The sequence below is a fragment of the Enterobacter adelaidei genome (assembly GCF_041937165.1).
Lineage (GTDB): Bacteria > Pseudomonadota > Gammaproteobacteria > Enterobacterales > Enterobacteriaceae > Enterobacter > Enterobacter adelaidei.
The window spans coordinates 415,587-433,241 of sequence record NZ_CP154353.1; the positions used below are offsets into that span (position 1 = coordinate 415,587).

Annotated in this window: 14 protein-coding genes; 12 read left to right on the forward strand and 2 right to left on the reverse strand. The window is 54.9% G+C overall.

Going from position 1 to position 17,655, the window contains the following annotated elements; genetic code table 11:
- The first annotated feature begins 9 nt into the window (after positions 1–9).
- The 11 genes from mutL (at position 10) to rlmB (ending at position 12,446) form a co-directional block, all read left to right on the forward strand.
- The gene (gene mutL / locus AAHF05_RS02035; RefSeq protein WP_129324139.1) at positions 10–1,854 is read left to right on the forward strand and encodes a DNA mismatch repair endonuclease MutL; all 1,845 of its coding nucleotides are present in this window, start codon (positions 10–12) and stop codon (positions 1,852–1,854) included.
- On the forward strand, positions 1,847–2,797 hold the full coding sequence (miaA, locus tag AAHF05_RS02040) for a tRNA (adenosine(37)-N6)-dimethylallyltransferase MiaA (protein WP_049005159.1): 951 nt from the start codon (positions 1,847–1,849) through the stop codon (positions 2,795–2,797). Before mutL ends, miaA begins: the two co-directional genes overlap by 8 nt.
- Positions 2,798–2,882: 85 nt before the next feature.
- A complete protein-coding gene (hfq, locus tag AAHF05_RS02045) occupies positions 2,883–3,194 on the forward strand; it encodes an RNA chaperone Hfq (RefSeq protein WP_008502919.1) in 312 nt (103 codons plus the stop codon).
- Between the two features lie 73 nt (positions 3,195–3,267).
- Positions 3,268–4,548, forward strand: coding sequence for a ribosome rescue GTPase HflX (hflX, locus tag AAHF05_RS02050; RefSeq protein WP_028016440.1), 1,281 nt, complete (start codon positions 3,268–3,270; stop codon positions 4,546–4,548).
- Positions 4,549–4,604: 56 nt separating this feature from the next.
- The gene (gene hflK, locus AAHF05_RS02055) at positions 4,605–5,867 is read left to right on the forward strand and encodes an FtsH protease activity modulator HflK (protein WP_049005160.1); all 1,263 of its coding nucleotides are present in this window, start codon (positions 4,605–4,607) and stop codon (positions 5,865–5,867) included.
- Between the two features lie 2 nt (positions 5,868–5,869).
- Entirely contained in the window at positions 5,870–6,874 is a 1,005-nt protein-coding gene (hflC, locus tag AAHF05_RS02060) for a protease modulator HflC (RefSeq protein WP_028016442.1), read from the forward strand.
- Between the two features lie 71 nt (positions 6,875–6,945).
- On the forward strand, positions 6,946–7,143 hold the full coding sequence (locus AAHF05_RS02065; protein ID WP_010427497.1) for a DUF2065 domain-containing protein: 198 nt from the start codon (positions 6,946–6,948) through the stop codon (positions 7,141–7,143).
- 104 nt (positions 7,144–7,247) lie between these two features.
- On the forward strand, positions 7,248–8,546 hold the full coding sequence (locus AAHF05_RS02070) for an adenylosuccinate synthase (RefSeq protein ID WP_024907332.1): 1,299 nt from the start codon (positions 7,248–7,250) through the stop codon (positions 8,544–8,546).
- 193 nt (positions 8,547–8,739) lie between these two features.
- On the forward strand, positions 8,740–9,165 hold the full coding sequence (gene nsrR / locus AAHF05_RS02075) for a nitric oxide-sensing transcriptional repressor NsrR (protein ID WP_023293453.1): 426 nt from the start codon (positions 8,740–8,742) through the stop codon (positions 9,163–9,165).
- Between the two features lie 38 nt (positions 9,166–9,203).
- On the forward strand, positions 9,204–11,645 hold the full coding sequence (rnr, locus tag AAHF05_RS02080) for a ribonuclease R (RefSeq protein WP_028016443.1): 2,442 nt from the start codon (positions 9,204–9,206) through the stop codon (positions 11,643–11,645).
- 69 nt (positions 11,646–11,714) lie between these two features.
- Complete coding sequence (gene rlmB, locus AAHF05_RS02085; protein ID WP_028016444.1) at positions 11,715–12,446, forward strand: 23S rRNA (guanosine(2251)-2'-O)-methyltransferase RlmB; 732 nt, start codon at positions 11,715–11,717, stop codon at positions 12,444–12,446.
- A 41-nt stretch (positions 12,447–12,487) separates the two neighbouring features.
- Here the strand turns inward: rlmB and AAHF05_RS02090 are convergent, their stop codons facing one another.
- Positions 12,488–13,762, reverse strand: coding sequence for an MFS transporter (locus AAHF05_RS02090; RefSeq protein WP_129324138.1), 1,275 nt, complete (start codon positions 13,760–13,762; stop codon positions 12,488–12,490).
- 201 nt (positions 13,763–13,963) lie between these two features.
- Here AAHF05_RS02090 and AAHF05_RS02095 point away from each other — a divergent pair, with 201 nt between their 5' ends.
- Positions 13,964–15,586, forward strand: a complete 1,623-nt coding sequence (locus AAHF05_RS02095) for an isovaleryl-CoA dehydrogenase (RefSeq protein WP_129324137.1) — start codon at positions 13,964–13,966, stop codon at positions 15,584–15,586.
- On the opposite strand, the gene AAHF05_RS02100 is transcribed toward AAHF05_RS02095, so the two are convergent.
- A complete protein-coding gene (locus AAHF05_RS02100) occupies positions 15,583–17,514 on the reverse strand; it encodes a methyl-accepting chemotaxis protein (RefSeq protein ID WP_129324136.1) in 1,932 nt (643 codons plus the stop codon). The genes AAHF05_RS02095 and AAHF05_RS02100 overlap by 4 nt on opposite strands.
- Positions 17,515–17,655: the final 141 nt, after the last annotated feature.

Below are 17,655 nucleotides of genomic sequence, written 5' to 3' on the forward strand. Positions count from 1 at the left end.
GGAGAATTCATGCCGATTCAGGTTCTACCGCCGCAGCTTGCGAACCAAATCGCCGCCGGTGAGGTGGTAGAACGCCCTGCGTCGGTGGTGAAGGAGCTGGTGGAAAACAGCCTCGATGCGGGCGCGACCCGCATTGATATTGATATTGAACGCGGTGGCGCGAAGCTAATCCGCATTCGTGATAACGGCTGTGGTATCAAAAAAGACGAGCTGGCGTTAGCGCTGGCTCGTCACGCTACCAGCAAAATTGCTTCTCTGGATGATCTGGAAGCCATCATAAGCCTCGGTTTTCGCGGTGAAGCGCTGGCCAGTATCAGCTCGGTTTCCCGTTTGACGCTGACCTCCCGCACGGCTGACCAGGCAGAAGCCTGGCAGGCCTATGCTGAAGGGCGCGATATGGATGTGACGGTCAAACCTGCGGCGCATCCTGTCGGTACGACGCTGGAAGTCCTGGATCTGTTCTACAACACTCCCGCCCGACGCAAGTTCATGCGTACCGAAAAAACCGAGTTCGGTCATATCGACGAAATCATCCGTCGTATCGCGCTGGCCCGTTTCGATGTCACCATTAACCTCAGTCATAATGGCAAAGTGATGCGCCAGTACAGAGCGGTGGCCGAAGGCGGGCAGAAAGAGCGTCGACTGGGAACTATCTGTGGAACACCGTTTCTGGAACAGGCGCTGGCCATTGAGTGGCAGCATGGCGATCTGGCTTTACGCGGCTGGGTGGCTGACCCAAACGCCAGCAGTGCGGCGTTCGCGGAGATCCAGTATTGCTACGTGAATGGCCGCATGATGCGGGACCGTCTCATTAATCACGCCATTCGTCAGGCCTGCGAAGACAAGCTCGGAGCCGACCAGCAACCTGCTTTTGTACTTTATCTGGAGATCGACCCGCATCAGGTCGACGTGAACGTCCATCCAGCCAAGCATGAAGTAAGGTTCCACCAGTCACGACTGGTACACGATTTTATCTATCAGGGCGTGCTGAGCGTATTGCAACAGCAGGTTGAACCGGTGTTGCCACTGGAAAATGAAGAGCCTGCCCCACGTTCGTTCCCGGAAAACCGTGTTGCTGCGGGCCGGAACCATTTTGCGGAACCCGCTGCGGTACGCGAGCCGGAAGCGCCGCGTTTCTCCTCTGCAGGGAGCGCTCCGCGCCCAACGGGAGCAAACTACCCGAATGCCCAGCCTGGCTATCAAAAGCAGCAGGGGGCTTTGTATCGCAAACTGCTGGAAACCCCAGCCGCGGAGCGTAAAGAACACATCCCGGTAGCGTCGTCTTCCCTGGACGCTCATAGCCAGAGCTTTGGCCGGGTGTTGACGATTGTCGTACCGGATATGGCACTGCTTGAGCGTGACGGCAAATTGATGCTTCTGGCATTGCCGGTAGCCGAACGCTGGCTCAAACAGGTGCAGCTCACTCCGGGAGAAAATTCGGCCTGCGCGCAGCCGCTGCTGATCCCGGTTCGTCTGAAAATATCCGCTGAAGAAACAAGGGTATTGCAACGTGCAGAGGCCCAACTGGTGCAGATGGGCATTGAAATTGTGCTCGAACCACAACATGTGACAATTCGTGCAGTGCCTTTACCCTTACGCCAACAAAATTTACAAAACTTGATTCCTGAACTGATAGGCTACCTGGCGCAGCAAACATCGTTTGATGCCGCCAACACCGCGCAGTGGATCGCCCGTCATCTGGCAAGCGAACACACGCCGTGGAGTATGGCGCAGGCCATTAGCGTGCTGGCAGAGGTTGAACGTCTTTGTCCGCAACTGGTGAAATCGCCGCCAGGGGGTCTATTACAACCTGTTGATTTACAAACGGCGATGAACGCCCTGAAACATGATTGACGTAAGCAAGGCGAGCCTGCCTAAGGCGATTTTTTTGATGGGGCCAACGGCCTCCGGCAAAACGGCACTGGCCATTGAGTTGCGTAAAGTTTTGCCCGTAGAGTTGATTAGCGTTGATTCCGCCCTCATCTATCGGGGGATGGACATCGGCACGGCGAAGCCTGACGCAGAAGAGTTGCGTGCGGCACCGCACCGTTTGCTGGATATTCTCGACCCTGCTCAGGCTTACTCCGCAGCGGATTTCCGCCGGGATGCCTTAGCTGAGATGGCCGAGATAACAGCGGCGGGACGTATACCGCTGTTGGTTGGCGGAACCATGCTCTATTTCAAGGCGTTGCTGGAGGGGCTATCACCTCTGCCATCAGCGGATCCTGAGGTAAGAGCGAAAATTGAGCAGCAGGCGGCAGAGCAGGGCTGGGACGTTTTGCACAAGCAACTGGCAGAGATTGATCCGGTTGCTGCAGCACGGATCCATCCAAATGATCCGCAAAGGCTTTCCCGGGCACTGGAAGTTTTTTTCATTTCGGGTAAAACTTTAACGGAACTGACGCAAACGTCAGGAGAGGCTCTGCCGTATCAGGTGCATCAGTTCGCCATCGCCCCGGCGAGCCGTGAACTGCTCCATCAGCGAATTGAGCAGCGTTTTCATCAGATGTTAGCTTCAGATTTTGAAGCAGAAGTGCGGGCGCTATTTGCCCGTGGAGATTTGCATACGGATATGCCTTCCATTCGTTGTGTGGGATACCGCCAGATGTGGTCGTATCTTGAAGGTGAGATTTCATACGATGAAATGGTTTATCGAGGTGTTTGCGCCACGAGACAGTTAGCGAAGCGCCAGATCACCTGGTTGCGCGGTTGGGAGGGGGTTCACTGGTTAGACAGTGAAAAACCGCAACAGGCGTTAAACGAAGTGATTGAGGTTGTTGGTGATATCGCTCACTGAATGTGTACAATTGAGACGTATCGTGCGCAATTTTTCAGAATCGCAAGGTTCTAAGTACAAAACAAGCATATAAGGAAAAGATAGAATGGCTAAGGGGCAATCTTTACAAGATCCGTTCCTGAACGCATTGCGTCGGGAACGTGTTCCAGTTTCTATTTATTTGGTGAATGGTATTAAGCTGCAAGGTCAGATTGAGTCTTTCGATCAGTTCGTGATCCTGTTGAAAAACACGGTCAGTCAGATGGTCTACAAGCACGCGATTTCTACTGTTGTTCCGTCTCGTCCGGTATCTCATCACAGCAATAACGCTGGCGGCGGCACTGGCAGTAACTACCATCACGGCAGCAACGCGCAGGGTTCTTCAACGCCAGCGCAGGACAGCGACGAGACCGAATAAGGTCTCTGCTGTTATCCACACGGGGAGCCAGGGATCCTGCGTTCCCCGCTGATCTTTTTAGAGAGGTTTACGCTTGTTTGACCGTTATGATGCCGGTGAGCAGGCGGTGCTGGTACACATCTATTTTTCGCAAGACAAAGATATGGAAGACCTCCAGGAGTTTGAATCTCTGGTCTCTTCCGCCGGTGTCGAAGCAATGCAGGTGATTACCGGTAGCCGTAAAGCGCCGCACCCAAAGTATTTTGTTGGTGAAGGTAAAGCAGTTGAAATTGCGGATGCCGTAAAAGCAACTGGCGCTTCAGTTGTGTTGTTTGATCATGCGCTGTCTCCGGCCCAGGAACGTAACCTGGAAGCGCTTTGCGAATGCCGTGTTATCGATCGCACGGGTTTGATTTTAGATATTTTTGCTCAGCGTGCGCGTACCCATGAAGGTAAGTTGCAGGTTGAGCTGGCGCAGTTGCGCCATCTGGCAACGCGGCTTGTGCGTGGCTGGACCCACCTTGAGAGACAGAAAGGCGGGATTGGTTTACGCGGTCCGGGGGAAACCCAGCTCGAAACCGACCGTCGTTTGCTGCGTGGCCGTATTACCCAGATCCTCTCACGTCTGGAACGCGTTGAGAAACAGCGTGAGCAAGGTCGTCGTGCACGCTCAAAAGCCGACATCCCAACGGTGTCGCTGGTGGGGTATACCAACGCCGGTAAATCCACCCTGTTTAACCAGATTACTGAGGCCCAGGTTTATGCCGCAGACCAGTTGTTTGCGACCCTGGACCCAACGTTACGTCGTATTGACGTCGCCGATGTGGGTGAAACAGTGCTGGCGGATACCGTAGGGTTTATCCGTCATTTGCCTCACGACCTGGTGGCGGCGTTTAAAGCTACCCTGCAGGAGACGCGACAGGCGACCCTGCTGGTGCACGTGATTGACGCGGCGGATGTTCGTGTGCAAGAGAACATCGACGCGGTAAACGTGGTGCTCGAAGAGATCGACGCCCACGAGATCCCAACGCTGTTGGTGATGAACAAGATCGATATGCTGGAGGATTTCGAGCCGCGTATTGATCGAGATGAAGAGAACAAACCGATTCGGGTCTGGCTTTCTGCCCAGTCCGGTATTGGTGTGCCACTGCTTTTCCAGGCTTTGACAGAACGTCTTTCCGGTGAGGTAGCTCAGCACACGCTGCGATTGCCGCCACAGGAAGGCAGGCTGCGCAGCCGGTTTTATCAGCTTCAGGCGATAGAAAAAGAGTGGATGGAGGATGACGGCAGCGTGGGGATGCAGGTGCGTATGCCGATCGTTGACTGGCGTCGCCTCTGTAAACAAGAACCTGCGCTGGTCGACTATATCGTCTGATCAGAAAGGGGATGCCTGAATAATTCGCCCTTGCATAACAAATATGGAGCATATACATGGCGTGGAATCAGCCCGGTAACAACGGACAAGACCGCGACCCGTGGGGAAGCAGCAATAATCAAGGCGGCAACTCTGGGGGAAATGGCAACAAAGGTGGTCGCGAGCAGGGGCCGCCGGATCTGGATGATATCTTCCGCAAGCTGAGCAAAAAGCTTGGTGGCCTTGGCGGAGGTAAAGGTTCTGGCTCGGGTGGCAATTCTACCCAGGGGCCGCGCCCGCAAATGGGTGGCCGCGTGGTAGGCATTGTTGCCGCTGCGGCGGTGATCATCTGGGCTGCCACCGGGTTCTACACCATTAAAGAAGCGGAACGCGGTGTCGTCACCCGTTTCGGTAAGTTCAGCCATCTGGTGGAGCCAGGTCTTAACTGGAAACCGACCTTCATTGACGACGTTACCGCGGTCAACGTGGAGTCTGTTCGTGAACTGGCGGCATCTGGTGTGATGCTGACCTCTGATGAGAACGTGGTGCGCGTTGAGATGAACGTACAGTACCGCGTAACCGATCCTGAACGTTATCTGTTTAGCGTGACCAGCGCTGATGACAGCCTGCGTCAGGCAACCGACAGCGCCCTGCGTGGTGTTATCGGTAAATACACTATGGATCGCATCCTGACCGAAGGTCGTACCGTTATTCGTAGCGATACCCAGCGCGAGCTGGAAGAGACCATTCGCCCGTACAACATGGGTATTACCCTGCTGGACGTCAACTTCCAGGCCGCTCGTCCGCCGGAAGAGGTGAAAGCGGCGTTTGATGACGCGATTGCTGCCCGTGAAAACGAACAGCAGTACATCCGTGAAGCGGAAGCGTACACCAACGAAGTGCAGCCACGTGCTAACGGTCAGGCGCAGCGTATTCTTGAAGAAGCTCGCGCATATAAAACCCAGACCATCCTGGAAGCACAGGGTGAAGTGGCGCGTTTCGCGAAAATTCTGCCGGAATATAAAGCGGCTCCGGAAATTACCCGTGAACGTCTCTATATCGAGACCATGGAAAAAGTGCTGAGCCACACGCGTAAAGTGCTGGTTAACGACAACAAAGGCGGAAACCTGATGGTACTGCCACTGGACCAGATGCTGAAAGGCGGTTCGGCTCCGGCGGCGAAAGCTGACACCAGCGGTTCCAGCAGCCTGCTGCGTCTGCCGCCTGCGTCGTCCAGTAGCTCAAGCGCAACAACCACGCCTTCTTCGAACGATGGTGACATCATGGACCAACGCCGTGCTAACGCGCAGCGTAACGACTACCAGCGTCAGGGGGAATAAGGATGCGTAAGTCAGTTATTGCGATCATCATCATCGTGCTGGTCGTGCTTTACACCTCGATTTTCGTTGTGAAAGAGGGTGAACGCGGGATCAAATTCCAGTTCAGCAGCGTCGTCCGTGATAGCGACAAGCGTCCGGTGATCTATGAGCCGGGCCTGCACTTCAAAGTGCCGTTCATTCAGTCGGTGAAAACGCTTGATGCCCGTATCCAGACCATGGATAACCAGGCTGACCGTTTCGTGACCAAAGAGAAGAAAGACCTGATCGTTGACTCTTACATCAAGTGGCGTATCAGTGATTTCAGCCGTTACTTCCTGGCGACAGGCGGCGGCGACGTTTCTCAGGCAGAAGTGCTGCTGAAACGTAAGTTCTCTGACCGTCTGCGTTCTGAGATTGGACGTCTGGATGTGAAAGATATCGTGACCGATTCCCGCGGTCGTCTGACGCTGGAAGTGCGTGATGCGCTGAACTCCGGTACCGCAGGCACCGAAGACGAAGTCTCAACACCGGCAGCGGATGATGCGATTGCTAAAGCGGCGGAACGTGTTCAGGCTGAAACCAACGGCAAAGTGCCGGTGATCAACCCGAACAGTATGGCGGCCCTGGGTATTGAAGTCGTTGACGTGCGTATTAAGCAGATCAACCTTCCTGTGGAAGTGTCCGAGGCGATCTACAACCGTATGCGTGCCGAGCGTGAAGCGGTCGCCCGTCGTCACCGTTCACAGGGTCAGGAAGAGGCTGAGAAGCTGCGCGCGGCAGCGGACTACGAAGTCACCAAGACACTGGCGGAATCTGAGCGTCAGGGACGTATTCTGCGCGGTGAAGGTGATGCAGAAGCCGCGAAGCTGTTTGCAGATGCCTTCAGCCAGGATCCGGACTTCTACGCCTTTATCCGTAGCCTGCGAGCTTACGAGAATAGCTTCCAGAGCAACCAGGATGTGATGGTCCTCAGCCCGGACAGCGATTTCTTCCGTTATATGAAGACGCCAACCAACGCGACGCGATAAACTCAGGCTCGTTTGAGTATTCAAACCACCGCTCTTCACGGAGCGGTGGTTTTCTTTTATAAGGAATAAAAATGAATTCAACCATTTGGCTCGCGCTGGCGCTGGTGTTAGTTCTGGAAGGTCTTGGCCCGATGCTTTATCCGCGCGCATGGCGTCGTATGATTGCGACGATGAGTCAGCTCCCTGATAATATTTTGCGTCGTTTTGGTGGCGGTCTTGTGGTTGCTGGCATCGTGATCTACTACATGTTGAAGAAAACGATTGGCTGATCAAAAAGTGGTCGGATTTGGCGTATTTTGAGGTCAAAAAGTGCTGTATATCTGAAAAAGCGATGGTAGAATCCATTTTTAAGCAAACGGTGATTTTGAAAAAAATGGGTAACAACGTCGTCGTACTGGGCACCCAATGGGGTGACGAAGGTAAAGGGAAGATTGTTGATCTTCTGACTGAACGGGCTAAATATGTTGTACGCTACCAGGGCGGTCACAACGCAGGCCATACTCTCGTAATCAACGGTGAAAAAACCGTCCTCCATCTTATTCCATCAGGCATTCTTCGTGATAACGTCACCAGCATCATCGGTAACGGCGTTGTGCTGTCTCCTGCTGCGCTGATGAAAGAGATGAAAGGTCTGGAAGACCGTGGTATCCCTGTTCGTGAGCGTCTGCTGCTCTCCGAAGCTTGCCCGCTGATCCTGGATTATCACGTGGCACTGGACGTTGCGCGTGAGAAAGCGCGTGGCGCGAAAGCGATCGGTACCACCGGCCGTGGTATCGGCCCGGCTTACGAAGACAAAGTAGCTCGTCGCGGTCTGCGCGTGGGCGACCTCTTCGACAAAGCAACCTTCGCTGAAAAGCTGAAAGAAGTGATGGAATATCACAACTTCCAGCTGGTGAACTTCTACAAAGCTGACGCTGTTGACTACCAGAAAGTACTGGATGACGTCATGGCGATTGCTGACATTCTGACCGGTATGGTTGTTGATGTATCCGATCTGCTGGACCAGGCGCGCAAGCGTGGCGATTTCGTCATGTTTGAAGGTGCGCAGGGTACGCTGCTGGACATCGACCACGGTACCTATCCGTACGTAACCTCTTCTAACACCACCGCGGGTGGCGTGGCGACCGGCTCTGGCCTGGGCCCACGTTATGTGGATTACGTTCTGGGTATCATCAAAGCTTACTCCACTCGCGTGGGTGCAGGTCCATTCCCGACCGAACTGTTTGATGAAACCGGCGAGTTCCTGTGCAAGCAAGGTAACGAGTTTGGCGCGACCACCGGTCGTCGTCGTCGTACCGGCTGGCTGGATGCGGTTGCAGTGCGTCGCGCAGTGCAGATCAACTCCCTGTCTGGCTTCTGCCTGACCAAGCTGGACGTACTGGACGGCCTGAAAGAAGTGAAAATCTGCGTAGGCTACCGTATGCCAGATGGCCGCGAAGTGACCACCACTCCGCTGGCGGCTGACGACTGGGAAGGCATCGAGCCAATCTACGAAACCATGCCAGGCTGGTCTGAGACCACTTTTGGTGTGAAAGAGCGTAGCGGCCTGCCACAGGCGGCGCTGGATTACATCAAGCGTATTGAAGAACTGACCGAAGTGCCGATCGATATTATTTCTACCGGCCCGGATCGTACTGAAACGATGATCCTGCGCGACCCGTTCGACGCATAATCTTCGTGACTGCTGGCCTGCGGGGGTGACCCGTAGGCCGGATAAGCGTAGCGCCATCCGGCGACCACTCCTCGATCTCTGCTTTTTCGCCCCGTCAGTCAAATAAATTAGCCGCTAACTATCTGGCTGGTTTATCATCATTAATGAATATCTCAGCGGTTTGTCCGCGATTTCCCTTTTTCCTGAGGTTGATGTGCAGTTAACAAGTTTCACCGATTACGGCTTACGCGCGCTGATCTACATGGCGTCGTTACCCGATGGGAAAATGACCAGTATCTCTGAAGTGACAGAGGTCTACGGCGTGTCTCGTAATCATATGGTCAAAATAATCAATCAACTTAGTCGTGCCGGATATGTTGCTGCCGTTCGCGGGAAGAATGGGGGGATCCGTCTCGGTAAACCGGCGCAGAGTATTCGTGTTGGCGATGTGGTACGTGAGCTGGAGCCATTGTCTCTGGTGAACTGCAGCAGCGAGTTCTGCCACATTACGCCCGCCTGCCGTCTGAAAAAGGCGCTTTCTAAGGCCGTGCAAAGTTTTCTCAAGGAACTGGATAACTACACGCTGGCCGATTTGGTTGAAGAGAATCAACCGCTTTATAAATTATTGCTGGTGGAATGAAGAAAATTTCCACCGGAGCTGACAACGGAGGAACCGACATGTCACAAGATCCATTCCAGGAACGCGAAGCCGAAAAATACGCGAACCCTATCCCCAGCCGCGAGTTCATCATTGAACACTTAACAAAACGCGAAAAACCCGCCAATCGTGAAGAACTTGCCGTTGAATTAAATATTGAAGGTGAAGAGCAAATTGAAGCCCTTCGCCGTCGCCTGCGCGCCATGGAGCGTGACGGGCAACTGGTCTTTACCCGCCGTCAGTGCTATGCGCTGCCAGAACGCCTTGATCTGCTGAAAGGAACCGTCATTGGTCACCGTGACGGCTATGGCTTCCTGCGCGTAGAAGGTCGTAAAGACGATCTGTACCTTTCATCTGAACAGATGAAAATGTGTATCCACGGTGACCAGATCCTGGCCCAGCCGCTGGGCGCTGACCGTAAAGGTCGCCGCGAAGCTCGCGTGGTGCGCGTGCTGGTGCCAAAAACCAGCCAGATTGTTGGCCGCTACTTTACCGATGCGGGCGTCGGCTTTGTGGTACCGGACGACAGCCGTCTGAGTTTTGATATCCTGATCCCACCTGAAGAGGTTATGGGCGCGCGCATGGGCTTTGTGGTGGTGGTTGAGCTCACCCAGCGTCCTACCCGTCGCACTAAAGCGGTCGGGAAAATCGTGGAAGTATTGGGCGATAACATGGGCACCGGCATGGCTGTTGATATGGCGCTGCGTACCCATGAGATCCCGTACATCTGGCCGAAAGCGGTTGAAGAACAAATTGAAGGCCTTCGTGAAGAAGTGCCTGAAGAGTCTAAAGCTGGCCGCGTGGATCTGCGCGATCTGCCACTGGTGACGATTGATGGCGAAGACGCCCGCGACTTCGATGATGCGGTGTACTGCGAGAAAAAACGCGGCGGCGGCTGGCGCCTGTGGGTTGCCATCGCGGATGTGAGCTACTATGTTCGCCCGCACACCCCGCTGGATAACGAAGCGCGCAACCGCGGTACCTCGGTTTACTTCCCGTCACAGGTTGTGCCGATGCTGCCGGAAGTGCTCTCTAACGGCCTGTGCTCCCTGAACCCGCAGGTTGATCGCCTCTGTATGGTTTGTGAGATGACCATCTCCACCAAAGGGCGCTTAACAGGTTACAAATTCTACGAAGCAGTCATGAGCTCACATGCGCGCCTGACCTATACCAAAGTCTGGCATATGCTGCAGGGCGACCAGGATCTGCGCGAACAATATGCGCCGCTGGTGAAGCACATTGAAGAGCTGCATAACCTCTACAAAACGCTGGATCAGGCGCGTGAAGAGCGCGGCGGGATCTCCTTTGAGAGCGAAGAGGCGAAGTTTATCTTCAACGCGGAACGTCGCATTGAACGTATCGAACAGACCCAACGTAACGACGCGCACAAGCTGATTGAAGAGTGTATGATCCTGGCGAACATCTCGGCGGCACGTTTTGTTGAGAAAGCCAAAGAGCCTGCGCTGTTCCGTATTCACGATAAACCGTCGACGGAAGCCATCACCGCGTTCCGTTCAGTACTGGCTGAACTGGGTCTGGAGCTGCCTGGTGGTAACAAGCCAGAGCCGCGTGATTATGCCGAGCTGCTGGAATCCATTGGCGACCGTCCGGATGCAGAAATGCTGCAGACCATGCTGCTGCGCTCCATGAAGCAGGCGATTTACGATCCGGAAAACCGTGGGCACTTCGGTCTGGCGTTGCAGTCCTACGCGCACTTTACGTCGCCAATTCGTCGTTACCCGGATCTTTCCCTGCACCGTGCAATCAAGTATTTGCTGGCGCAGGAGCAGGGCCATAAAGGGAACACGACTGAAACCGGAGGCTACCACTATTCAATGGAAGAGATGCTGCAACTGGGTCAGCATTGTTCCATGACCGAACGCCGCGCGGATGAAGCGACCCGTGAAGTCTCAGACTGGCTGAAGTGCGACTTTATGCTGGATCAGGTCGGTAACGTTTTCAAAGGTGTGATCGCCAGCGTGACCGGTTTTGGTTTCTTTGTTCGTCTCGATGAGCTGTTTATCGACGGTCTGGTGCATGTCTCCAGCCTGGATAACGACTACTACCGTTTTGACCAGGTCGGGCAGCGTCTCATTGGCGAATCCGGCGGTCAGACCTATCGTCTGGGCGATCGTGTGGAAGTGAAGGTCGAAGCGGTCAATATGGATGAGCGCAAGATCGACTTCAGCCTGATCTCCAGCGAGCGTGGCCCGCGTAATGTGGGTAAAACGGCGCGTGAGAAGGCGAAAAAGGGTGGCAACGGTAATACCAGCGGCAAACGTCGTCAGGCGGGTAAGAAAGTGAACTTCGAGCCAGATAGCGCCTTCCGCGGCGAGAAGAAAAAGAAACCGAAGGCAGCGAAGAAAGAAGCTCGCTCCGCGAAAAAGCCTTCCGCTAAGACCCAAAAAATTGCCGCCGCTACCAAAGCGAAGCGCGCGGCGAAGAAAAAGCAGGCGGAGTAATTCCGCCCCTTACCCTGACCCTCTCCCCATCGGGGAGAGGGAAAAGTATCGTCATAATGAGAACCATCAATGAGTGAAATGATTTACGGCATCCACGCGGTGCAAGCCCTGCTGGAGCGCGCACCGGAGCGTTTTCAGGAAGTGTTCATTCTGAAAGGGCGTGAAGACAAGCGTCTGATGCCGCTGATCCACGCCCTGGAGGCACAGGGTGTGGTGATCCAACTGGCAAACCGCCAGTTCCTGGATGAGAAAAGTGACGGCGCGGTTCACCAGGGGATCATTGCCCGCGTGAAGCCGGGTCGTCAGTATCAGGAAAACGATCTGCCGGATCTGATTGCCGAGCTGGATAACCCATTTTTCCTGATCCTCGATGGCGTTACCGATCCGCACAACCTCGGTGCATGTCTGCGTAGTGCTGATGCTGCCGGTGTACACGCGGTCATCGTGCCAAAAGATCGCTCTGCACAGCTGAACGCCACGGCCAAAAAAGTGGCCTGCGGCGCGGCAGAGAACGTTCCGTTGATCCGTGTTACCAACCTGGCGCGCACCATGCGTCTGCTGCAGGAAGAGAATATCTGGATTGTCGGTACCGCCGGTGAAGCCGATCATACCCTCTATCAGAGCAAAATGACTGGCCGTCTGGCGCTGGTGATGGGAGCCGAAGGTGAAGGGATGCGTCGTCTGACGCGCGAGCACTGCGATGAGCTAATCAGCATTCCGATGGCGGGCAGCGTGTCGTCTCTGAACGTTTCTGTTGCGACGGGCATCTGCCTGTTTGAAGCGGTGCGTCAGCGGGGCTAGCCTTTTGTGCCCGGTAAGCACAACGCCACCGGGCATTGACCTCACTCCTCTAACGACCGCAAATGGTCATCCTTCCTGAGCGTCATCAGCGCCGCAATGCTCACCACTGCTGTCGTCATGACGTAGTACGCTGGAATATCCAGATTGCCCGTCTCTTTAATCAGCCCGGTAATAATCAACCCTGCGCAGCCTGAAAAAATAGCGTTCGACAGGGAGTAAGCCAACCCAAGCCCGGTATAGCGCACACGCGTCGGGAACATCTCAGAGAGCATCGCCGGGCCAGGCCCTGCCAGCATTCCCACCAGACCACCTGCAATCAATACCACCAGCGCTTTCACTGCCAGCGTACTGGATTCGGCCTGCAGGATTTTCAGGAGTGGCAGGGCGAGGATCAGCAGCAGCGTGGTGGCGATAATCATCACCGTGCGACGCCCGATCCGGTCGCTCAGGATCCCAGAGGGAATGATGGTGAGTGCAAAACCAATATTCGAAATCACCGCTATTAATAACGCCTGGTTAAAGCCGGTGTGCAGCGCTGACTGCAGGTAGGTTGGCATAATCACCAGATAGGTATACCCCGCCGCTGACCAGACCATCACCCTGCCAATCCCCATTATGATAGCTCTGAGGGTCGCAGCGGTATCCGCCCGAGCGGTGACCGGTTTGTCCTGCTGCTGCACAAAGTTGGGTGTCTCTTCCATGCTTACCCGAAGCCATAGTGCGACGACGCCCATGGGCAGCGCCAGGAAGAATGGAATGCGCCAGCCCCAGTCATGCAAAGCTTCAGGGGTGAGGAGGGCGGAGAGCAGCGCGACAATACCCGCGCCTGCCAGCAATCCCAGCGCCACGGTGAAGGATTGCCACGCGCCGTACAGGCCGCGCTTGCCGCGCGGGGCAAACTCCGTCATCAGCGAGACCGCGCCACCGTACTCGCCGCCCGCGAACAGCCCCTGCAGGATGCGAAGCAGTGTAATAATGAGGGGTGCGGCAATCCCGATGCTGGCGTAGACCGGCACCACGCCGATAGCGGCGGTAGCGAGCGTCATCAATACCAGCACAATGATTAGCGTTGGCTTACGGCCAATCCTGTCGCCAATGCGGCCAAACACCACCGCGCCCAGGGGACGGAAAAAGAAAGCGATGGCAAACGAGGCGTAGGTCAGGATCAGGCTGGTTAGCCCCGCTTCCCCCTCAAGCTGGAAGAAGTTTTTCGCAATAACGGTCGCCAGAAAACCGTAGACCGCAAACTCATACCACTCGATAAAGTTACCAATGGAGCCTGCAATTAATGCTCGCTTGTGCGCATCCGGTTGCATAACGATCCTCACTGAAGGGGGTAAGAATAAATTATTCAACAAAAGGGAAGTGATGAAATAGTTTATTCTTATGTTCTGTGAGCTATTTCACGAATGATATCAGCAGGATCGCCACTGTGTGACTTCACTCCCATGCAGCGTGTATGCGGTCTGTCCATACTTACCTTCATTGCCACCGAGCCACTGAAGGAGGGAGACAGCATGCACTGGCAGACCCATACCGTTTTTAATCAACCAGCTCCACTCTCAAACAGTAACCTTTTCCTCTCTGACTGCGCCCTGCGTGACGCAGTTTCCCGCGAGGGTGCCGAGTGGGATAGTGAGCTGCTCGCCAGCATCGGGCAGCAGTTAGGCACCGCTGAGTCACTGGAGCTGGGCAGGCTGGCGAACGTGAATCCACCTGAGCTATTACGCTATGATGCCACCGGGGAGCGGCTGGATGATGTCCGCTTTCATCCCGCATGGCACTTGCTGATGCAAGGACTGTGTGCCAACCGTGTACACAACCTGGTGTGGGAAGAGGAGGCGCGAAAGGGCTCCTTTGTCGCCAGAGCCGCACGGTTTGTTCTGCATGCGCAGGTCGAAGCTGGCACGCTTTGTCCCATAACCATGACTTTTGCTGCGACACCCTTGCTTCAGCAGACGCTCCCCAAAATATTTCATGACTGGCTGACGCCGCTACTCAGCGATCGCTACGATCCTCATCTTGCTCCAGGATCGCAAAAGCGGGGTCTGCTGATCGGCATGGGGATGACGGAAAAGCAGGGCGGATCCGATGTTCTCAGCAACACCACCAAAGCAGAAAAATGCAGCGATGGTAGCTACCGGCTGGTGGGACACAAATGGTTTTTCTCGGTGCCTCAAAGCGATGCGCATCTGGTGCTGGCCCAGGCGAAAGGCGGACTCTCCTGCTTTTTTGTTCCCCGTTTTTTGCCTGACGGGCAACGGAATGCCGTGCGTCTGGAGCGGCTGAAAGACAAGCTCGGTAACCGATCCAATGCCAGCAGCGAGGTGGAGTTTCTTGATGCCTCCGGCTGGCTGCTTGGGGAAGAGGGCGAAGGCGTGCGGCAGATCCTGAGAATGGGCGGGCTGACGCGCTTTGACTGCGCGCTGGGCAGTTACGGGCTGATGCGTCGGGCGTTATCCGTGGCGCTTTACCACGCCCATCAGCGGCAGACGTTCGGGAAAAATCTTATCGATCAACCCTTGATGCGCGATGTGCTGAGCCGTATGGCCCTGGTGCTGGAGGGGCAAACTGCACTGTTATTTCGTCTGGCGCGGGCGTGGGATAAACGCGCGGATCCGCAAGAAGCCGCCTGGGCTCGGTTGTTCACCCCTGCGGCGAAATTTAGCGTGTGCAAAGCCGGAATCCCCTTTGTGGCAGAAGCAATGGAAGTCCTCGGTGGTATGGGCTACTGCGAGGAGAGCGAACTACCACGACTCTACCGTGAGATGCCGGTAAACAGCATCTGGGAAGGATCGGGCAATATTATGTGCCTGGATGTGTTGCGCGTACTAACTAAGCAGCCCGCTGTCTTCGACCTGCTGGCCGACGATTTTGCGCAGGTGAAAGGGCAGGACAGACACTTCGATCGTAGCTGGCGGCAACTACAGCAAAAACTGCGTAAACCTCAGGAGGCACAGGGGCGGGAGATCGCGCACCAGCTTTTCTTACTGGGTGCCGGGAGCCAAATGCTGCGGCACGCATCGCCACCCGTGGCGCAGGCGTGGTGCCGCATGATGCTTGATACCCGCGGTGGGACGCTGATGAACGAGCAGGTGCAAAGTGACCTGCTGCTGCGTGCCACCGGCAGGGTTGGCTAGTTTTTCAGCTGGAACAAGCTCACCAGTTGGGTGAGGTGTGAACCTTTCTCACGCAGCGTTTGTGCCGTTTGTTCGCTGCGTGAGACGCGATCGGCGTTGATGTGTGATGCTTCGCCAATATGGGTCATAGCAAGATTAACCTGACCGATTCCTGCGGATTGCTCGCGTGACGCGTGGTTAATCTCCATGACCAGCTGGCTGATGTTATCAATATGAAGAATGATGGAGTCCATCGCCAGACGCGTCTGTTCGGACAGCGCGTGTCCTTCACTGACTTTCCTGAGCGTATCGCCAATCAGCTGTTCAATCTCCTTCACTGCGTTAGCGCTACGTCCAGCCAGAGCGCGAACTTCCTGCGCGACCACTGCAAAACCTTTTCCGTGTTCACCAGCACGAGCCGCCTCTACTGCCGCATTGAGCGCCAGGATATTGGTCTGGAAAGCGATTGACTCAATCACGCGCGTGATGTCTTCGATGCGTTTTGACGCTTCCCGGATGTCATCCATGGTGGCAACCGCATGGGTTACCGTCTCGCCACCCTGATGTACCGCGAGCGAGGTTTCACTTACCAACTGCTGTGTTTGCTCCATATTGGCCGCGTTTTGCTGTACGGTTGCGGCCAGTTGCTCCATGCTGGCGGAGGTCTCTTCCACGCTGCTGGCCTGTTTGTTGATCTGCTCTGAAATCTCGCCGGTATCGGAGGCCAGGGCGTTTGTCCCCATATGGATTTCACCTGCCGCTTCGCGAACCTGCAGAACCATTTTTTGCAATCCGCCACCGATACCATTGATGGCATCAACCAACTGACCAACCTCATCCTGGCGCGTTACGGGAAGGCTGGAACGCAGATCGCCCGCAGCATACTGACGAGCCAGATGAATCACATTTCTCAGCGGTTGGGTAAGCATCCGACGAATAATCATCACAAAGAGGCCCGCGAAGAGTACAGACAACACCACACCAGCCAGGAGGAAACGGTCACGCAGAGTGGTCACGCTTGAGAGCAGTACGGATTTATCCACTTCGCCGACGATGGTCCAGTTCCAGCCTGGCAGCGGGGTATAGGCCATTTTCACCGTGCGGCCATCTTCAGTGATGCGTTCCAGTGTGCCGGGTTTGTCACTCAGCAGCTGCTGTTGTGTTGCACTGTCCCATTTCGGTAACTGACCCTCCTCGCTGGAATGGAACAGATACTGGCCGCGCGTTTTGCCGTTGCTGCGATCCAGCACAAAGAAGTGGCCGCTCTCACCCAGACGGCGGTTGAGGATTTTCTCGCGCATGACGTTCCAGGAGCGGGTGATGTCCACGCCGACAAAGACGATCGCAATGATCTGTCCTTCGGCGTTTTTAACGGGCTGGTACTGGGTGATGTAACGCTTGCCAAACAGTAGCGCCAGTCCACGGTAGACTTCGCCTTTGCTTACGGCAGCGAAGGCCGGGCTGGAGACATCCAGAACAGTACCCATTGCACGCTCGCCATTCTCTTTGCGCAGGGAAGTGGCTACACGAATAAAATCGTTACCACTGCGTACAAACAGCGTCGAAATGGCTCCCGTACGATTCAGGAACTCGTCCGAAAGGGTGTTATTTTCATGCAGCCCGGTTTCTCCGCCTTTCAGAAGCGGAACGCTAAGCCCGTTTATCGTCTGGGGTTGGGAACGATCAATATTCAGAGGCTGCGGTAAAAAGGTGGAAAACAGGCGGGTATAACTCTCGACCTCTTCACTCAGGCTGGTGTTAAACATCTGCACCATATCGACCATGCCAGTGGACTGGTTATGCAGATCCTCGACCGCAAGCTCTTCAAGCTGCTGGCTGGCTTTTTGGCTGAGCAGAAAAGTGAAAAGCAAAAACAGTATGGCGACACTGACACCCGTAAGCAGTGACAGCTTCGTACCAAGTCCTGCACGGCGAAAAAAATTGATCATAAATTGCTCATCATTGAAAAGGTATGGTTCTTCAACGGCAGAGCGGGGATGACGTTTATCCCTTTAATGTAACAAAATGTTATTTAATTGTTTTTAATGTGTTTGTTGCAAGGTGAAAAATTTGCAAAAACGAAAAGCCAC